This window comes from Thalassotalea marina (genome assembly GCF_014656435.1).
Classification (GTDB): domain Bacteria; phylum Pseudomonadota; class Gammaproteobacteria; order Enterobacterales; family Alteromonadaceae; genus Thalassotalea_C; species Thalassotalea_C marina.
In genome coordinates this window covers 66806-86014 of sequence record NZ_BNCK01000010.1, presented here as the reverse complement: position 1 = coordinate 86014, position 19209 = coordinate 66806, and the positions used below count along the sequence as shown (strand labels likewise).

17 protein-coding genes are annotated in these 19209 nt (G+C 38.8%); 4 read left to right on the top strand and 13 right to left on the bottom strand.

Going from position 1 to position 19209, the window contains the following annotated elements; translation table 11 throughout:
• The first annotated feature begins 149 nt into the window (after positions 1 to 149).
• Positions 150 to 1052 carry a TIGR03899 family protein gene (locus tag IE199_RS18810; protein ID WP_189773772.1) on the top strand — a complete coding sequence of 301 codons (903 nt, stop codon included), beginning with the start codon at positions 150 to 152 and terminating at the stop codon, positions 1050 to 1052.
• Positions 1053 to 1113: 61 nt separating this feature from the next.
• On the opposite strand, the gene IE199_RS18805 is transcribed toward IE199_RS18810, so the two are convergent.
• The 3 genes from IE199_RS18805 to IE199_RS18795 are packed head-to-tail and all read right to left on the bottom strand — an operon-like array spanning position 1114 to position 5397.
• Positions 1114 to 1875 carry a phosphoadenylyl-sulfate reductase gene (locus tag IE199_RS18805; protein ID WP_189773770.1) on the bottom strand — a complete coding sequence of 254 codons (762 nt, stop codon included), beginning with the start codon at positions 1873 to 1875 and terminating at the stop codon, positions 1114 to 1116.
• Positions 1868 to 3607: an assimilatory sulfite reductase (NADPH) hemoprotein subunit gene (cysI, locus tag IE199_RS18800; protein WP_189773768.1), complete on the bottom strand. Its 1740-nt coding sequence runs from the start codon at positions 3605 to 3607 to the stop codon at positions 1868 to 1870. Before cysI ends, IE199_RS18805 begins: the two co-directional genes overlap by 8 nt.
• Positions 3607 to 5397 (bottom strand): assimilatory sulfite reductase (NADPH) flavoprotein subunit, encoded by a 1791-nt coding sequence (locus IE199_RS18795; RefSeq protein WP_189773765.1) that lies wholly within the window; start codon positions 5395 to 5397, stop codon positions 3607 to 3609. Before IE199_RS18795 ends, cysI begins: the two co-directional genes overlap by 1 nt.
• A gap of 346 nt (positions 5398 to 5743) precedes the next feature.
• On the opposite strand from IE199_RS18795, the gene IE199_RS18790 reads away from it, so the two are divergent.
• Positions 5744 to 7462, top strand: coding sequence for a S41 family peptidase (locus IE199_RS18790; RefSeq protein ID WP_189773763.1), 1719 nt, complete (start codon positions 5744 to 5746; stop codon positions 7460 to 7462).
• Positions 7463 to 7631: 169 nt separating this feature from the next.
• On the opposite strand, the gene IE199_RS18785 is transcribed toward IE199_RS18790, so the two are convergent.
• From IE199_RS18785 to IE199_RS18770, 4 genes are all read right to left on the bottom strand, one after another.
• Positions 7632 to 8609, bottom strand: coding sequence for a Gfo/Idh/MocA family protein (locus IE199_RS18785; protein WP_189773762.1), 978 nt, complete (start codon positions 8607 to 8609; stop codon positions 7632 to 7634).
• Between the two features lie 6 nt (positions 8610 to 8615).
• The gene (locus tag IE199_RS18780; RefSeq protein WP_189773760.1) at positions 8616 to 9542 is read right to left on the bottom strand and encodes a Gfo/Idh/MocA family protein; all 927 of its coding nucleotides are present in this window, start codon (positions 9540 to 9542) and stop codon (positions 8616 to 8618) included.
• A gap of 144 nt (positions 9543 to 9686) precedes the next feature.
• Positions 9687 to 10193 carry a helix-turn-helix transcriptional regulator gene (locus IE199_RS18775; protein ID WP_189773758.1) on the bottom strand — a complete coding sequence of 169 codons (507 nt, stop codon included), beginning with the start codon at positions 10191 to 10193 and terminating at the stop codon, positions 9687 to 9689.
• Positions 10194 to 10201: 8 nt separating this feature from the next.
• Positions 10202 to 10942, bottom strand: a complete 741-nt coding sequence (locus tag IE199_RS18770; RefSeq protein WP_189773756.1) for a cytochrome b/b6 domain-containing protein — start codon at positions 10940 to 10942, stop codon at positions 10202 to 10204.
• A 249-nt stretch (positions 10943 to 11191) separates the two neighbouring features.
• On the opposite strand from IE199_RS18770, the gene IE199_RS18765 reads away from it, so the two are divergent.
• Positions 11192 to 11674 (top strand): hypothetical protein, encoded by a 483-nt coding sequence (locus IE199_RS18765; RefSeq protein WP_189773754.1) that lies wholly within the window; start codon positions 11192 to 11194, stop codon positions 11672 to 11674.
• Between the two features lie 145 nt (positions 11675 to 11819).
• A complete protein-coding gene (zapE, locus tag IE199_RS18760; protein ID WP_189773751.1) occupies positions 11820 to 13049 on the top strand; it encodes a cell division protein ZapE in 1230 nt (409 codons plus the stop codon).
• A 105-nt stretch (positions 13050 to 13154) separates the two neighbouring features.
• Here the strand turns inward: zapE and IE199_RS18755 are convergent, their stop codons facing one another.
• The 6 genes from IE199_RS18755 to IE199_RS18730 all read right to left on the bottom strand — a co-directional run bounded on the left by IE199_RS18755 (position 13155) and on the right by IE199_RS18730 (position 19106).
• Positions 13155 to 14552, bottom strand: coding sequence for a serine hydrolase domain-containing protein (locus tag IE199_RS18755; RefSeq protein WP_189773749.1), 1398 nt, complete (start codon positions 14550 to 14552; stop codon positions 13155 to 13157).
• A 260-nt stretch (positions 14553 to 14812) separates the two neighbouring features.
• A complete protein-coding gene (locus IE199_RS18750; RefSeq protein WP_189773747.1) occupies positions 14813 to 15088 on the bottom strand; it encodes a hypothetical protein in 276 nt (91 codons plus the stop codon).
• A gap of 378 nt (positions 15089 to 15466) precedes the next feature.
• Positions 15467 to 17401 (bottom strand): PAS domain S-box protein, encoded by a 1935-nt coding sequence (locus tag IE199_RS18745; protein ID WP_189773745.1) that lies wholly within the window; start codon positions 17399 to 17401, stop codon positions 15467 to 15469.
• A 92-nt stretch (positions 17402 to 17493) separates the two neighbouring features.
• The gene (sigX, locus tag IE199_RS18740; RefSeq protein WP_189773743.1) at positions 17494 to 18030 is read right to left on the bottom strand and encodes an RNA polymerase sigma factor SigX; all 537 of its coding nucleotides are present in this window, start codon (positions 18028 to 18030) and stop codon (positions 17494 to 17496) included.
• A gap of 18 nt (positions 18031 to 18048) precedes the next feature.
• On the bottom strand, positions 18049 to 18873 hold the full coding sequence (locus tag IE199_RS18735) for a mechanosensitive ion channel family protein (RefSeq protein WP_189773741.1): 825 nt from the start codon (positions 18871 to 18873) through the stop codon (positions 18049 to 18051).
• Positions 18873 to 19106: a hypothetical protein gene (locus IE199_RS18730; RefSeq protein ID WP_189773739.1), complete on the bottom strand. Its 234-nt coding sequence runs from the start codon at positions 19104 to 19106 to the stop codon at positions 18873 to 18875. Before IE199_RS18730 ends, IE199_RS18735 begins: the two co-directional genes overlap by 1 nt.
• Positions 19107 to 19209 lie beyond the last annotated feature (103 nt).

Genomic DNA, 19209 nt, shown 5'->3' with positions numbered 1-19209 from the left:
GCTAGAGCATATGCGCAAATCAAGTGGTATAAAATAGAGAATAAATCAATATTTAGTGATATTGTATATTTTTCAAACAACTATTATCTGAATACAAACAGTAGTAACAAGGCAAGTTAGATAAAAAGCAATTCGGAGTAGCAATTATCATGGCAACAGACAAAACGCCCCCCTCTCCCCCAGTAACGATTGAAGGGAAAGTGGAAACTCATGGTGAGTTATCAAGAGAAAGCGATAATAACAACCAAGCTAAGTCGAGTAGCCAATTCTCTCCCAACATGCAATTGCTGACTCTGGCTAAAAAATTTGCCATTGATGGCAGTTTATTGCCCAGCGATAAACAAATGCCATTAGAAGAGCGATATAGAAAAAGAGCTCGAGTTGACGACCTGCGTAAGCAACAGAATTTAGAGGCGATTATTCAACGCGCCATGCAATACTGTGCCAGTGATGAAATATCAGACAGAGCCGATGCTGACTGGTTTGCCAACTTCCTTGAATTGGCTGAAAACGTTGGCAATAAAACCATGCAAGATTTATGGGCGAAAATTTTAGCCGGTGAAGTATGTGCGCCAGCAAGTTTTTCAATTAAATCGTTAAAAGCCTTTCGTACCATGAGTATTCACGAGGCCAAGTTATTTGCCAAAGCTTGTAGCCTAGCGGTGAAAGACAGTTCAAGAAAAAATTACCGCATTATTTCCAGTGCTTCCCAAACGCCGGGCTTGTTTCATTTGTTCTCAGGAAAACCGTTTCATCCACTCAATTTAGCGAGTTTTGGTTTATCGTATGCTGAGTTAATGACATTGGCGGATAATCATCTCATTTTTTTACAAGAGACTGAAACTACACCTTATAAACGGGGTGAAGAGCTGAAGTTTGACTACAATGGTCAGCCACTGACCTTAACTGCACAAAAAAATAACTGTTTGATCTCATTTTATAAATTTACCCCTGTTGGGGTAGAACTTGCGCGTTTAATTGCCGATAAACCAGATGATAAGTTTGCTAAATACATGACCAAAGAATTTAGTGGCTTATTTACCGTTAACTAAACGCGAGCAAAAAAGCCGACAATACGTCGGCTTTCATATGTGATAACTTGCAAAGCGTAAACTAAATACCATCACCATCGGTATGCAATCCACATTCTCTTTGCATGCCAGAGAACCTTACTTCGCTTTCGTCCATCCCCAAAGTCAGTGGTCGTGTACTGTGTGTATCACCAACACTAATGTAACCTTTGTCCCATAATGGGTGATATGGCAAGCCATGTTTGGTTAAATATTCGTGCACTTGTCGGTTATTCCAATCAATGATCGGGTGTACTTTAAAGCGGCCACGCAAAATGCTAACTACAGACAAGCCTTCTCGGTGATTCGATTGCTGACGACGAATACCCGAAAACCAAGTACCTGCACCTAACTCAGTCAAACCTCGCTCTAAAGGTTCAACTTTATTACGTCGGTTATATGCTTTTAGTGAGCTTTCGTCTTTTGCCCATTCTTCACCATACTTAGCCAACTGCCATGCCGCACTTTCTTTAGCGCTGTATACACGTAAATTAAGGTTCAGTTTTTCAGTCAATGCTTCAACAAACTGATACGTTTCTGGAAACAAATGGCCAGTATCCGTTAACAACACGGGTATGTTTGGATCAACCTGTGTCAGCATATGCAACATAACCGCTGACTGAATACCAAAACTAGACGATAACACGAAGTGCCCAGGCAGGTTTTCCATCGCCCACTCTACACGTTGCGTTGCCGTTTGTTTTTCTAACAACTCATTCCACTGGTTTAGCCAAGGCTCCGGCAATGACGCCGGAAACTTGTTATTAATCACTCGACCAGGGTTAGTTGGAATAGTATTAGTCATGAAAGTCTCGCTTACTGACTTTAACTTCTTTAACGATGCCAGCTCTGATCACAAAGTCACCAAAAGCTTCACTACTTTCACGTTCTGCTACCCAACGTGCCACTAAAGAATCTATTTCTGTCAGAATATCTTGCTCACCCAAGTTTTCTTTATACATTTTAGGTACACGAGTACCCGCCACATTACCGCCTAAGTGCATGTTATATTTACCAGGACCTTTTCCTACTAAACCTAGCTCTGCCAACATGGCACGGCCACAACCATTTGGACAGCCCGTAACACGTAAAATAATGCTTTCGTCAGCAATACCGTGTTTAGCTAAAATGCTATCAACTTCATCAATTAAACCCGGTAAGTAGCGTTCAGCTTCTGCCATCGCCAATGGACACGTTGGAAATGCCACACACGCCATTGAGTTTTTGCGCTGGTTAGAAACACCGTCATCCATCAAGCCATGTTCACGAGCGATATTTTCAATCGTTGCTTTATCTTCAGGTGCCACACCAGCAATAATTAAATTCTGGTTTGACGTCATGCGAAAATCACCTTTGTGAATTTTGGCAATTTCAGCAACACCAGTTTTCAGCGGTTTACCTGGGTAATCCAATAGACGACCATTTTCAATAAACAGTGTTAAATGGTATTTACCATCGATACCATCAACCCAACCAATGCGATCACCACGGTCAGTAAATTCGTATGGACGGCTTTCTTCAAAAACCACACCTGCACGACGTTCAACTTCTGCTTTAAAAGTATCAATGCCAACACGGTCTAACGTATATTTAGTTTTAGCATTTTTACGATTTACACGGTTACCCCAGTCACGCTGCACGGTAACAACTGACGCGGCAACGTCTAATGTATTGGCTAAAGGTACAAAGCCAAAATCGTCAGCACGTCTTGGGTAAGTTGATTTATCACCATGAGTCATGGCTAAACCACCACCTACTAACACGTTAAAACCAACCAACTTGCCATTTTCAGCAATGGCAACAAAGTTCAAGTCGTTTGCGTGTACATCCACATCGTTTTGCGGCGGAATAACAACCGTTGTTTTAAACTTACGTGGCAAATAATTGTTACCTAAAATTGGCTCTTCTTGCTGTTCGTCTTTTTGCTCGCCGCCGGCAATTTTTTCACCGTCTAACCAAATTTCTGCATAAGCCTTAGTTTTAGGAAGCAAGTGCTCACTAATCTTTTTCGCCCATTCATAGGCTTCCTGATGTAACTCAGATTCAACAGGGTTAGTGGTACATAGTACGTTACGGTTAACGTCACCTGCCGTGGCAATTGAGTCAATGCCAATATCGTTTAACGTTTGGTGCATCAACTTAATGTTTGGCTTTAATACGCCGTGAAACTGAAACGTTTGACGAGTCGTAATACGAATACTGCCATACATGGTTTTTTCTTGGGCAAACTTATCAACCGCTAACCATTGCTCTGGGGTAATAATGCCACCAGGTAAACGGGCACGAAGCATCACGTTGTGTAACGGTTCTAATTTCTGCTTGGTACGCTCAGCACGAATATCACGGTCGTCTTGTTGATACATACCGTGGAAACGAATCAGCTGGAAGTTATCTGCGGTAAAACCACCCGTCATCGGATCGGTTAAATCGTCTTTGATTGTACCACGTAAAAAGTTACTTTCTCTTTTTAAACGTTCGTTATCAGCCAACTTACCTTCGACAATTAAAGGCCCTTGGTTTTGCTTTGAATCTGTCATTAGTATACGTCCTTCTGATAACGCTTAGCGTTACGTAAATCTTTTAAGTACTGCTCTGCTTGCTCAGCGGTTTTGTTGCCGTGCTCAGCAATGATCTCTAATAAAGCGGTTTCTACATCTTTTGCCATGCGGCTCATATCACCACAAATGTATAGATGTGCACCACGCTCTAACCAGGCATAAACATCAGCGGCTTTTTCACGCAATCTATCTTGCACGTATATTTTTTCAGCTTGATCGCGCGAGAACGCTAAATCGATACGTGTTAACAAGCCTGATTTTAAATAACCTTGCCATTCCACTTGATACAAGAAATCTTGAGTAAAGGTTTGGTCACCAAAAAATAGCCAGTTATCACCCTCTGCTTCTGTTGCATCACGCTCTTGTAAAAACGCTCTAAACGGTGCAATACCTGTACCTGGGCCGATCATGATCACCGGCGTATTGCCATCTGCTGGTAAACGGAAGTTATCATTGTGTTCAATAAACACTTTTACTTCACCGCCTTCTTCCAGGCGCTTAGCTAAAAAGCCTGACGCGCCGCCAGTACGGGTTTGGCCGTCTTGGTCGTATTCAACAACACCCACGGTTAAGTGTACTTCTTCGTCAACTTCAGCTTGGCTTGAAGCAATTGAATAAAGTCGTGGTGTGATCTTACGCAATGCATCAACAAACGCTTGTGCATCAACACTGGCTGGTGCTGCTTTAATCACATCAACTACTTGGTGATTTGCCGCATATTCACGCGTCGCATTTTTATCGGCGACTAGCGCCAATAAGGTTTCGTTTTGAGAAGTGTTAGCCCAAAACTCAACAAAGTTTAATGCTGTTTGCGTTATCTCTAGCTTGCTGGTTAACGCATCTTTTAACGTTAACTCTTGGTCAGCAACTTTTACCTTATCGTTTGCTGAAAAACCTAACTCACTGATCAACTCAGCCACTAGCTCAACATCATTTTCAAACCATACGCCCAACGCGTCGCCCGGTTGATAAGTGATACCTGATTCACCTAAGTCAATTTCAACATGACGTACATCTTTGTTTGAATCACGGCCGGTAATTTTCTGACTAACGTTTAACTCAGCAGCATATGGGTTTTGCTTGGTATATTCACTTGTCGCGCCAGCTGTTGGCATAGCAATAACGGTTGCCGACGTTTCATTAGAGCCTAATAGCTCTTTTGATTTACTAATAATGGCGTCTGACCAAGCTTGTGCGTCTGCTTCATAATCGACATCACAATCAACACGTGGCGTAATTTGCTTGGCACCAAGTTTTGCTAAATACTCATCAAAGTCTTTACCTGTTTGGCAGAAAAACTCATAGCTGGTATCGCCTAATGCCAATACGCTGTAATGTAAATGATCTAACTTAGGAGCTTTTTTCGATTGTAAAAACTCATGGAAACCCATGGCATCATCAGGCGGCTCGCCTTCACCGTTAGTACTAGCAACAATTAATAAATGCGTCACATTTTTAATGCTTTTAGGTTTAAAGTCGCCCATGCTTAAACAGTCAACCGTTAAACCTTGCGCTTGTGCTTGCTGTGCTAACGTTTTTGCTACACCTTTAGCATTGCCAGTTTGAGAGCCGTATAAAATGGTTAAAGTCGACGATGCCTGAGGCACACTTGCCGATGGAATAACCGCCACAGAAGACCCTTCACTTTTTGCAGCCAAATATCCACTAGCCCACGCTAACTGCAAAGGAGAATAGCTCCCGATTACTTGTTTTAACGATGTTAGTTGCTCTTGACTTAGCATCGTTTGATCTAATTTTTGCTCTGACATCTATCGTCAACTCGCCCATTTCGAAATATGAAGCAAGGATAGAAGGTAACTCTAAAAAGTAAAAAGAATAGAAAAGGCTTTTTTATTCCAAAAAGAAATATAAAAAGATAAGAGATTAAGATTTAAGGTATTTGGTGAATCTATTCGGGAATGAGAATATTCTCTTGTTTTTATGCATTGAATGTATTGATACTTACTGGAAGTCTGCTTAGAGATTAACGGAAATTAGAAATAAACAATGGTATGCTTAATTGAATGATTACAACGGAACACAACCCTTAAAATTCAATTATTGTTCCTGAGTAGGCTAGATAGATTGTTAACACATCTAAATGGACTTTATATAATGAAAATATCAACGCTATCTCTATTAGCTATATTATTTTTTTGCTCTTTTAACGCCAATTCAAATGAGAGCATCACTTCACAGCAAGCGTATGATAAAGCTCAGAGTTTACGTCATAAAGCAAATGCACTCATCAAAGAAGATGTTTTAGCTGAGGAATTGATAGAGTCTGAGAACTATTTAATGGAAGCGCTTGAATTTGTTCGTAGTGAAGAAATTAGGGCTATGTATAGCAGCAATAAATATTTAGAAGCTAGGCAGTGGGATATTCTCAGAGATTTGATTAAGGTGAACAGTATGCAGCAGGATAAAGAAGCTGCTATCTCCTACCTTAATGACCTTACAAAGTCCGCTCATGGTCTTTATTGGGTTGCCAACGAAAAAGCTGTTGTAGATTTTTTGGGTCAGCATGAAACCTTTGTAAAGGCTGTCGCAGGCGAGCAGTCATGGTCTCGAATACAATCTACAAATACCTTTGCAAGTGAATTTGTTGAAGAGCTTAGCGATGCAGAGAAACTGGCTGGCTTATCATTGCTTTGGGCTGAAATTAAGCAAGGCTTTGTCTACTTTGATCAAGTGCCCAACCTAAATTGGGATCAGACCTATAAAGACTATATTTCAATAGCTCTCAACACTAATTCTACATTGGATTACTATAAAGAACTCACCCGTATGATCTCTCTTCTCAAGGACGGACATACAAATGTTTATTACCCTAAAGAGTTATATGAAAGAGCCTATGCCCGTCCATCTCTAAGAACGAAGTTGGTTAATGGTAAGGTATTGATTACCGATATATATAGCGATTCGATATTGCAAATGGGGCTTGAAGTTGGTGATGAGGTTGTTGAAATTGATCAAACTGATGTCCATGATTATGCAAAAAGGAATATCCAGCCATTTCAAAGCGCTTCGACTACTCAGGATTTAGACGTAAGAACATACACCTATGGACTACTGTCAGGTGATAAGGAAAAACCTATTGAACTTTTACTTAAGAGTAAAGATGGCAATAGTAAAACGACTAAAGTTGATAGAAGGCTTTATGGCGATGAATCCTATCCTGATTCACACGAATTCAGGGTGTTGGCTAACAGGTATGGGTACTTTAAGTCGAATTCATTTGAGTCTAATGAAGCTGCACAATTTTTTGAGCGGAAATTTAAAGAAATAACAAAGCTTGATGGACTTATTATCGATATACGGAATAATGGAGGTGGCTCTAGCAAAGTCGGCTTTAGGATACTTAGTCACTTGTCTAGTAAGCCCATTTTAGGTTCTAAAGCTTATGTCAGAAAATCTCAGCCTATACAGAAAGCACGAGGGTATCCTATACCTGAATGGGAAGAACTAGAAAGTTATCCGTACAAAGCCCAGCGAAAAGAAATTTTTACTAAGCCTGTAATAGTACTTGCAGGAGCACAAACCTTCTCCGCAGCAGAAGACTTTTTGATAGCCTTTAAAGAATTAAGTCGAGGGCTTGTAATTGGAGAGAAAACAGCTGGAAGCACGGGACAGCCTTTGTCTATTTCCCTACCAGCAGGAGGTAAAGCTAGAGTTTGTGTGAAACGTGACAAATATCAGTCAGGTGAAGATTGGGTTGGCATAGGTATATCACCTGATATAGAGGTGAAAAATACTGTTGTCGACATTCAAAACCAGCATGATGTGATACTTGATGCTGCGATAAAACAGCTTGATAAAATGACTTCAATTTAACAGAGGCACTAAGCTCGCGTATGACACAAACCTCGCATTCGAGCTAACGACTCTGTAGCTAATTACGTATCGACTTAAGCATTAACTCGATAAAATCGCTTCTGGTGATGACTGCTCAATTCACCAAATAAAAAATTCCAGCTAATTTAAGTACTCTCTAAATATGCTCTTAATTATCAGAGGGAAAAACGACATGGGTTTGATGTCGTATCTCGGTCAGTATTTTCGCTACCGATAACGATCTAGCCACTTTACCTGAGTCCATTTCACCTGATTGCACGCACTTGGCAAACGCTATCGCTTCGTAATACATGGTATTGTTGTGTTGTACTTCTGTTAGGTCGATGTCAGATTCCCCTTTTTTGCATAACAATACCTGTTCCATCTGCGATATGCTTTTTATTTGGATCGCTGCCTTTTCACCTTGTATCTCACTATTTACAAATGAATTACTCACCTTCGAGTGAGTGATGGCCAGCGAGAAGTTAGGATACACAAAAAGGACTTGTCCATTACTATCCACGCCAGAACCCAACAGGTTCGCGCTAGCTTTTATCGACGATGGTTCACCAAACAATGCTACCGCCGTTGCAACACAATAGTAACCAATATCCATTATTGAGCCGTTGGCGAAAGTGGGGTTGAAAGTATTTGGGTTCTCACCTTCGAGGTATTTTTTATAACGTGAAGAATACTGGCAAAAGCTTAAGTTTGCTTGAGTGATTCTACCTATATTTTCGAGGCTATTTTGAACAACGTTGAAGTTGGGTAAAAACTCGGTGAGAAATGCTTCAAACAACACGACGTTATTTTCTTCTGCAACCCTAAACATCTCTTTTGCCTGCCCAAAATCTGCAGCTAACGGTTTTTCACAAATAACGTGTTTACCTGCTTTTAGCATTTGAACAGCTTGTTCAAAATGCAATGAGTTAGGGCTAGCAATATAAACAGCATCTATTTCTGAACAGCTAGCTAGTTTATCTAGAGTGTTAAAAACAAACCTTGCATTATGTTTGGCGGCTAACGCCTGGGCTTTCTCCGTGCTGCGCGAGTAAATACCAGCAATTTCGAACATATTGGCATGTTTAAGCGCATCTAAAAATTGTTCTGTGATGAAATTAGAGCCTATCGTCGCTATTCGAATCATATTTTCTTAATGTCCTTTATTAGGTTGCTGAGAAATAGCCGTTTCTATAATTTTTTCACACAGAGTATGTGTATCCAATATGCTTTGACTGTAATTAGGGTCAACCTTTTGCTCTCGAACTCGCACTATAAAATCATCTAACATGTTGACGAAGCCACGTTTAAGCAGCGTTGAATCCCAGTCATTAAAACCAAGTTGATTACTTGCGCCACTTTGATAATGCGAGCCATGTGATAAGTTGTCAATTTGCCATTTTTGTAGCTGGCCAAAAGCTTCGAAACGCTCTTCGGTTACTCCACAAACTCTGTTCATTGAGCCATGAAAATGGGTGTTATCTACACTCCACTGAACGTGCAAAGCCGCTAACTCATTATTGCGCCAATTAGTTTGCACCTGAAGGTTATTAATTTCAGAACTTTGACTAAAACTCAACAAGGTATCAACTACATGAATAAAGTCATCCATGATAAAAACTCTAGCCTGTGCGATAATATCCGAGCGGTTTTTCTGGAGCCGTAAATTGGTAAAGCCTTTATCCTTTATGGCGGTTAACAAAGGTGCATACCGTCGATTAAACCCTACAAACAAGGGAATCCCTTTGCTGTTAGCAAGAGTGATTAATTCTTTAGTTTCTTGTAAGTGATAACTAATAGGCTTATCAATGAACACTGGGATGTTATTTTGAATGAGGGTTTTAGCAAGCTCAAAATGACTTTCGGTGCTACTGTGAATCATAGCGGCATCAGGTTTAGCCAAAATGAGTGACGCTAAATTTGTATGGCATTCTTCAACTCGATATTGTTTAGCCAAGGCTTTTAGTAGCTCAGTATTACGTGTACACAATACAGGGGTAATTTCTACATGGTTACAAACCACAGGCAAGTATGCTTTTTGCGCGATATCACCTAAACCAATCGAAGCTATTCTCAACATTATTCTTTACCCGTGTTTGTTATTATTAAGAGCCATCCATTGTGCCATGTTCTTTTTGAACATAAAGGGACAAACTACGAATAATTGAATCGGTTAAAGAGATTTTGTTGCCTTGATTAAGTGCATCATTTTTACGTATTAATTTTATTGTGCCGGCAATAAATCTTCTAAGAAAAACGCAGATAACTCTGATCGGCCACTTAAACCCGCTTTAGCATATACCGACAAGGATTGTGCCCGAGCTGTTTTTTCACTGGTGCCACGCACGCCGGCAACTTCTTTTAAACTCATGCCTTTGAGCAGTAAAAAAGCCACTTCTTTTTCTGCTGGCGTAAGTTGCCAGTGATCGAGTTGTTCGTTAATCAGTTTCGATAGGCCATCTAAGTATTCTTTTGATTGCTGCCGCCATTGTGCCGCTTCTTGTTTTAAGTTAGCGGTAAGTTCACGCTCTGACTGTAAATCATGTTTTAATTTGTTTAGATCTTTAAAAATATAAAATACACCAGCTAACGCTAAAACCCCGGCTGCACCTTCGATCACAAGGTGCCAAATTTCGACACCTTCATTTAAATCTTTTATTAGGTCAAAGCTAATTAACACCGCAATTACTAAAAGAGTGGTTAGTAATACAACTCGGTCTTTATTGCTCATCGTTTGTTTTACTCATGTTTCGAATGGCTATTATGCTCTTCACTTTCATCATGCTCGTTTTCATCTGCACCTTCAAATTCAGACAAAGTTAATGTTATGCCAAATAACGAGGTGCTTCGACTGTCTGGATCAAAGTTTTTCAACAAAATAGTGCTACAGCTTAAAGTAAATACTAAATATACAAACGCAATCACAGTGTGTTTCGGTACTGATGTCAAAGATTCTGGCAAGTTCTGTTTTTCACCGGTTAACATGCTTTTGCCTATAGGATCTTTATGTTTAATGGTATGTAAAACAATACCCAATAAATGCAGTACAACGGTTAACATAAATGCGTTAGCGCAAAATTCGTGTATTTCTTCAATGGCGTGATCAAAGGGACCGGTTATCATCAACAAACCCGTTATGCCCAAACAGATAGCCAACAACATCATCACTAATGCTGCCCAACTAGACGCAGGATTGTGTCCAGCATAACGTTGATTTTCACCTGATACACTATGTCTTAAGTAGCTGAACAGCGCTTTAGGGTGTAATAAAAAGTCTGAAAAACGGGCGTGTTTACTGCCCCCTACCCCCCAGATTAACCGCCAAATTAATGCAAGACATAAGGTAATGCCGGCAATCATATGATAGGAAAACAATACGCTATCATCGTCTACCCAATTACCAATACTAAAGGCAATTAAAAAACAGCCGGCAAATAGCCAATGAAAAAATCTTGTTGGTAAGTCATATACACGTGTCATATTGTGCTCCTATTGACTAAGGTGTACTTTGCAATACGGGCTATTGTTGCGTTCATACTCACTTATTGGCCATAGAGCAAATGACCTACAAAAATGTTTTTACTTATTTTTCATGTAGATAAAACCAAACAATCAAAGAAGTTACCACGCTATTTTTTGCATATTAACAACAGCAAACATTGACTAACCCCAATAATGTTCCACACTAAAGTACAAGGATTTTCCGTTTTACTTTTTAAGGGTATTAACATGATAAAAAACACAAAGTTATTAACGCTATTATCGTTTTGTTTACTGATCGCAAACCCTAGCTTTGCTTATCAAATAAACAACGATAAAAGTGCTATTCAAAATGAAGAAATGACCAAAGAAGCTCAACAAGCGAGAAAAGAAAAAGCCAAGCTTGAACGAGAGCAACGCAAAGAGGCTGCTAAAGCACAAAAGCAGGCACAAAAAGAAAAAGCAAAACTTGAACGTGAAGTTCGTAAAGAAGAAGCGAGCGCTGAAAGAAATGCCCGCAAGGAAAAATCGAAACTTGAAAAAGAACAGCGAAAACAAGCTGCCAAATCGGAAAAACAAGCACGTAAAGAAAAAGCTAAATTAGAAAAAGAAAAACGTAAAGAATTGGCAAAAGCCGAAAAACAAGCTCGAAAAGAGCAAGCGAAATTAGAGAAGGAAAAAAGAAAACAAGCCGCCAAAGAAAAGATAGATAACGAAGAAAATCAAGGCTAACACTCAACATTTTATTTGAAATAGCGGTCGACAACACTGAATACCCCTACATTCTTTTTAAAGAATATCAAATGTTTGACCGCTAGTGTTTCCTGCCGTTAAGTAAAACATTACAATTGGTTGAAATAAACCCAATTGAATATTCATGTCGCCCGTTACTCTCTCCCCTATTAATGCTTATCAGGAACTAGTTGCCACTAAAAAAATTACCCTAGATAACAATCAGCAACAGGCGGTCGAGTTACTGGAGCAACTACATTTAGCCTGCACAGAACAAACTTCTTGGTTTAAGAAAAAGCAATTTACCCTCAAAGGAGTTTACCTATGGGGAAAAGTTGGACGAGGCAAAACCTTTTTAATGGATTTATTTGCCAATTCACTTCCGGATCATCTTTATCAACGTCAGCATTTTCATCATTTTATGCAAGATGTTTATCGGCAATTAAAAGCATATCAAGGTAAACCAGATCCTCTAAAACATGTGGCATATCAATTTCATCAGCAATATCGAGTTTTGTGTTTTGATGAGTTTTTTGTCAGCGATATTGGTGACGCCATGTTATTAGGTAATTTGCTGCAACATTTATTCGAGTTGGGCATTGCCGTTGTTTTTACCAGTAACTGTGCGCCCGACGAGCTATATCGTAACGGTTTGCAACGTGCACGCTTTTTACCTGCCATTGCTGCAATTAAACAATATGCCTCAATATTCCATTTAGATGGTGAGCAGGATTACCGTCACCGAGTATTAACCAGCTCTCCTTGCTACTTTGTTTTGCCACCTAAGGTTGAACAACAAGCCGAGCTACATCAAAAACTACTTAAACAACAAGGCCTAGTTCAACAACAAGCAGAAAACTCTGCGCCCAATGCCCATCAAATCACTATTTTGCATCGCCACATTTCATTTATCACACAAGGCCAATTTGATAAAAATAAAGCTATCGCATTTAATTTTAGTGACCTGTGTCTAGGGCCACGAAGCCACTTTGATTACGTCGAACTTGCGAGATTATTTAACACTATATTGCTGTTTGATGTGCCTGTACTTAGTGGTAACGCCCGCGAAACAATTAAAGCCAGAGGAACAGAAGATAACGGCTCGAATATCAACCTCGCTGCTAGCGAAACGGGTCAACGACAAGTTGTGCTAGCGCCAATGGACGACGGCGCACGACGTTTTATCGCCTTAGTTGATGAGTGTTATGACCGGAGAATTAAACTGATCATTACTGCTGATGTGCCGCTAAACCAACTGTATAGCAGTGGTAGCTTAATGTTTGAGTTTGAGCGAACAAAGAGTCGATTAACAGAAATGGCTTCGGTGGAATACAACAGCACGGTATATAATCCGAATAAATTGAATAAGTCTTAACATGATCTGTCAGATTTGATTTTTAGAGTTGAATTAAATCTGACAGTGAATAGCCGATTAGTGCCAATAACAGACTTACATTCTTACTTCCGTTTATCTAATGAACTAAATTTTTCGAGCGTTCATTCTCCAAAAATAAAGTTGCCCATTTTTTAATATTCTTATCACATTGCCATCTTCTAACATGACTAAAGAGTCTCTTGATATGGGATACAGTTGATGAGTGGTGCCTCTTGGAGTTTTCATTGTTAAGAATCCATCTGCTTGTTGGCTTATTTCAACATTAAATCCAGCGGGTTCCATCCTATAAACCCCTACGACATTTTCAATTTCAGTTTTAGTCCAGTCTGCCAAAGCTAACTTTTTACTTTTGTACGCACTCCACTCCGTTTGATTAGAAACACTTCGCATAATCTCTTCTATTAGCCGATTACTAAAGTTGCTATTTGCCATTACAACAACTGCATCACCACGCTCAGGAAAAGCAACCATGTATGCTCTGTAGCCTTTAGTCCAACCCGCGTGATCGATATGTAAATCAATTCCGTTGCCGTGAACACCGAACCCTAAACCCATTTTTGAATCTACGACTGTTGAAAGTTCTTTTGCTAACGTTGCCTGCATCATCGTGTTATCAATGCCCTGATAAGCTTTCATATATGCAATGAGTAGCCTAGCTAGATCTGAAGGAGTGGACCAAAGCCCTGCTGCTGCTTTTTGTGGATAATTAAACCAACCCAAAGGATATGCATTTCCCGAATATCCATGGCCTTTAGCGATGTTAGGTTGGTCTGAGTATTTAATGACTTCAAATGTACTTTGATTCGCCATAAACTTTTTAAAAAGCTGTGAGTTCATATATTCAGCAAAAGTTTGCTTCGATACATTCTCTATTATTAGCTGTAATAATGAGTACCCTCCGCCAGAGTATTTATATTGACCAATAGGAGATACGACCCTGACAGGTTCTATTTTTTTTGTTCCATTAAGAATATCTAGGGTACTGGGTAGTTCTTCTAGTTGTTCGTATCCAGGGTATGAAGCATTATTAACACCGGCAGTATGAGACAATAATTGACGAAGTGTTAACTTGTGCCTATCTTCAAACTCCCAAGAAGTAAGATAATTATTTATAGGTTCATCCAGTGAAAGTTGTTTAGTGGTCACTAAATGCATAATACCAAGGGCGGTTACTGCTTTGCTTAAAGAAGCAGCTTGAAACAGTGTTTGTTCATTGACGATATTAGGGCTGCTTTCAGCAAGTGTTCCATACCCTTTGGCGAAAACAAGGTTCTTGTTTTTTACAACCGCAATACTCACACCAGAAGCACCATAATACTTCATACGGTCGCGTAACTTGAATTCCATCCCATAATTTTCAAATTGAACAGCTGGCGCCAAAGATTTTCTAAATATTATCTCATCAAATTCGTGTGCATTTAATGGTGTTAATTGCAAACAAATAAGAATAATAAGCATCTTGCAATATGTATTAGCTGACATATTAAGCCCTATAGTTATACCTAGTGGTAAGCGGTAGTTTCTAGCGCTGGAAAATTAGAAATACCTGTTGATAATAATATGGTTTTTATATAGTAATTGAGATGGCTAGAAATTGAAAAAGGTTTAAAAACTGAGTTTCTGCTGAGTGCCAATAACTGTCATTCGTAACGCCGTGCTAAGCGGTTAAAAAGTTTGGCTAAAATTAGCAAGGAACGAGCACAAGCCAAACTTTTGTGTCCGTTTGAGCACCTTGTTATAAATCAATTACTCTGTAGTTGTTCTTTTAATTTTTGCTGCTCTATTTTGAGCTTTAATATTTTATTTTCTTGCTCGACTACATCAACCTCTGTTTTGGAGTATAGTTTTTCAGAAGTGATCAAATATAAAGCCAAAATACTTGGAATCGAAATAAGTAATATTGCAAAAATATCATCTTCTCTAATATGACTTTCGTTTATTAAATATATAATCGAAAATCCAAGCCCACCGATTGCAAACAACATTAAGATAACAGCGCAAATTTGTCTTAATTTCACAAAACTCTCCATGATTTATAGCAGTTTATTAAGAGGCAAGTTGCCTCTTTTTCTACCGCAACATCGCCTATTTACATTTTAGAGCAATTTACAACACTAATAATAAGTTGTTACTAGTCAGATGGTTATTTGAAAGTTAACATTTTATAAGTTGCGGAAAACAGGCAAATTGCCTGTTAATATTATTAAGGGAGAAGTAATCATTAATAAATGGAATAGGCATAATTTTTACTTCTAACAACTAAGAGTTTGATATGTGCATTGAGTAATCTATTCAATGACCGTTCCTCGCTCATAGCTGTCTATCAGATGAAGTCTGAACTTATTCATCGAAACTGTAAGATCAGATATGAGCTACTACAAACAATTAATAATAGTCTAAGTACTGCTCGAAATTTTTTTGATAGCTCGCGCAATATCATCAATATTAATAGGCTTAGCGACAAAGGCTTTCATACCGGCTTGAAAACATTTTTCTTTGTCGTCTTCTAGGGCGTTTGCCGTCATTGCAATAATCGACATAGAGCTTTGAAATGATAAGATTAATTTAGTTGCCGTGACACCGTCCATTACCGGCATTTGCATATCCATGAAAATTAATGTGAATTGCATTTCTTTGCACACTGAAACCGCTTCTTCTCCATTTTCAGCCAAAGTAACTTGATAGCCGAGTTTTGCTAATGTGAGTTTAGCAATAGTTTGGTTTATTTTATTGTCTTCAACTAGTAATACACGATGTGGATAGCAACTAGCAAAGTTTTGATAATCTATTTTTGCCACAGGTAACATTGACGTTTTTTGTTTGGATTTTTGCAAGCTCAATTCAAATGTAAAAGTAGAGCCAATATTCTTTTCACTTTGAACTGAAATTGTTCCCCCCATCAAGTTTAATAACTTGGAACAAATTGAAAGCCCTAACCCAGTGCCGCCAAATTGTCTTGTTATTCGCTCATCAGCTTGACTGAAATCTTTAAACAACCTCGATTGTTCTTTTTTCGTCATTCCAATGCCATGATCTATAACACTAAACTGCAGTGTGACATTATTGTTGTCTTCTTTTAACGGTAATATATTAAGAAGAACTTCTCCTCCATTGGGCGAAAACTTTATTGCATTGCCTAACAGATTGGTCAGTACTTGCCTTATTCGCAACACATCGCCTTCTAACTTTTTTGGTATATTCCGAGCGAAGTTAACAGCCAATACAACACCTCGTTCAGAAGCAAGATTTGCCATCAAATAAACTACTTCATCAATACTTTTTGCTAAGTTAAATGACCGCTTCTCAATTTTTAAACTACCAGATTCAATCTTAGATAAATCTAAAATGTCATTAATAATCGTGAGTAAACTTTCGCCGCAAGATTCTATCGTTGAAAGCATTTCGTTTTGGCTTACCGCTAACGAGGTATCTTTTAACAATGAAACCATACCAATAATGCCATTCATAGGTGTGCGAATTTCGTGACTCATATTGGCCAAAAATAAAGATTTAGCTTTTTCTGCAGCTTGTGCTTCTTCTTTTGAGCGCAAAAGTTCTGCTTGTTGCTCCTTAAAGTGAGTCATGTCCCTTAGAATGCAAGTAAAATAAAGCCCGTCTTCAGTACTTGCCTCTCCCACATTCATAACAACAGGAATCAAAACACCAGACTTTCCTCTTCCATTTACTTCTATTTCTATCCCTGTTATGTCTGAAATAGTATTGTCATGATAATGTTGCAGATATTCTTTTTGCTCGTCATTCAGTTCAATTGGAATAATGTTTGTGAAGTGTTTGCCAACCAGTTCTTTTTCGTCAAAACCAAACAGGCTTTCACCCTTTTTATTCAAACTCAGAATAATGCCGTGATGATCAATAACCAGAAATGCATCTGGACTAGTTTCAATAAGCGCTTGTAACTTAGCATTATTTTTTTGATTAATAACAGATTGTTGTTTTAAATCGGTAATGTCGCGCGATGAAGCATATAAATAGAATTCGTTGTTGATCTCTATACCACGTGCGTTTATTTCAACATCAAAAATGTCGCCATTTTTCTTTTGATGTTTGGTAATAAAAATTTGAGGTGATTGAATAAGATCTTTAATGACAGGTACTAGTTGTTCAACATGAAATTTTCTGTCCCAATCCCTAACATTAAGCTCGAGAGCTTCTTCATAGCTAAAGCCAAGTAGATCTGCAAAAACATTACTGCAGTAAACTACATCTCCCTGCTGATTAAGAATATGAATTCCATCTGGCGCGTTTTCTACTAAATTTTTTAGTAGCTTTAATTCATCTGTAGAAGATTTAAATGCATTCTTAATATTCATAACAAAGTATGTACATCTCCTGCATTGCTGAAGTAGAAATTATCATTAACCAATCAAAAATGTATATGGCATAAGCAGACAAGTAAATCAGGTCAACCACTTTGTATTTGCGTTTGCAAATAGTCTATTACACGTTTGTGACGCATTTTCACTGCCGAGAGTTTCATGTCGCAAATATCTGCGATTTCTTGAAATTCCAGCCCAGTACGGTAACGTAACAAAATAATATTACGATCAACAAACGACAGCTCTTCCACCAAATGCATCATAACCTTGGCAACATCATGTTCTTTGGGCAAGTGAGCTTCTAACGAATCTAAATAATCATCGCCATTATCGACTTGCTCCCATCGACGCTCTCGAATTTTATTGATGCATTCATTGTGTGCAATTTTAAAAATCCACACTTTAAACGAAACGATCCACTTAAAGCTTTTCATGTTTGTCATGGCTTTAATGATCGTTTCTTGCACCGCATCTTCAGCGTCAGACACATTACCCAATACTTTGACACAATAAGCTTTAAGCTTGGGCAAGTAAGGCGTAACGAGCTGTTGAAAGAACTGCGTATTGTAAGGCAGACTTTCTTGCACTAATGCAACAAGCTGCCTTTCGGTAAACTGAGTCAAAACGTAATCGGTTGGCTATTACTGTTTTATGACTTTATTTGCCAATAAAAACGTATTGGGCACAGTAATCATGTTCTCATCTTTAGACATGACTTTACTGGCGACACTACCAATGGAAATCACCGTTCCAGATACGTCTTGTACCGTTATATTGTCGCCTGCTTGATACATTTCACGTAAATACACACCGGCAACAATTTCTTTCGCCATTGATTTTGTACCAATACCTAACGAAATAGCGGCCGCTAAACCAATACTGGCAATAACCACTGAAATAATGGTATTCAGTAGCGATATGTCTATGTCTAACTGCGTAATCGATAACGAAAAGGTTATGACGATAATGATGCCACGACAAACTTCCGCGACTGAGCGTCCGTAATCTACACCAGTATTTTTTGCTGCAATTTTAACTGCATTAAACACGAGCTGTGCGACAAAAAAGCCACACAATAACACAGCCAGTGCCGCTAAAATTTTAGGCAGAAATAGCGCTAGGGTATCGATCAAGCCAGACAACATAGTTAAACCGACAATATCTAACGCGGCCAACAAAAATATCAGCAATACGAACACGGAAATAATCTTAGCAACAATTTCACTACCCGATGTTTTTACTTCCATTTTGTCGAGCACTTCATTTAAGCCCAACTTATTAGTGAAAGTGTTAAAACCAATTTTATCGAGTGTTTTGTTTAAAAAGCGTTTACACAACTTGGCAATAATCCAACCAAGTAACAAAAAAATGAACGCGACAATAATATCGGGCAGTATGGTCATGATCTTATGCCAGATGGTCATCAACCCGTTGTAAGTTTTATCTGTGATATTTGCCGTATCCATTATTTACTCCTACCTTGTGCCATATTGTTAAAAATTGGCTTTAAAATTTTCATTAATAGGCTGGCAAATACGACCCAAATAGATGCCATTCCCAACAAAACCAGGTCTTTACTTCCCTGTTGAACATTGACCGTCGTCGCTGCTCGATTAAATAGTTCTTGATCTGAAGTGGTAAAAGTCACGTCGTCGTCACTTTCCAACCCTTCAACCAACTGTTGTTCAATACTCTTCATGTTTACCCCTAGCATTAACCTTTAGCATTCACCCCTGCTACAGTTATTAACGTTTCAAACGTTCAAAAGTCACAATTAAACGTTGCGGGCGTATTTTACGCCA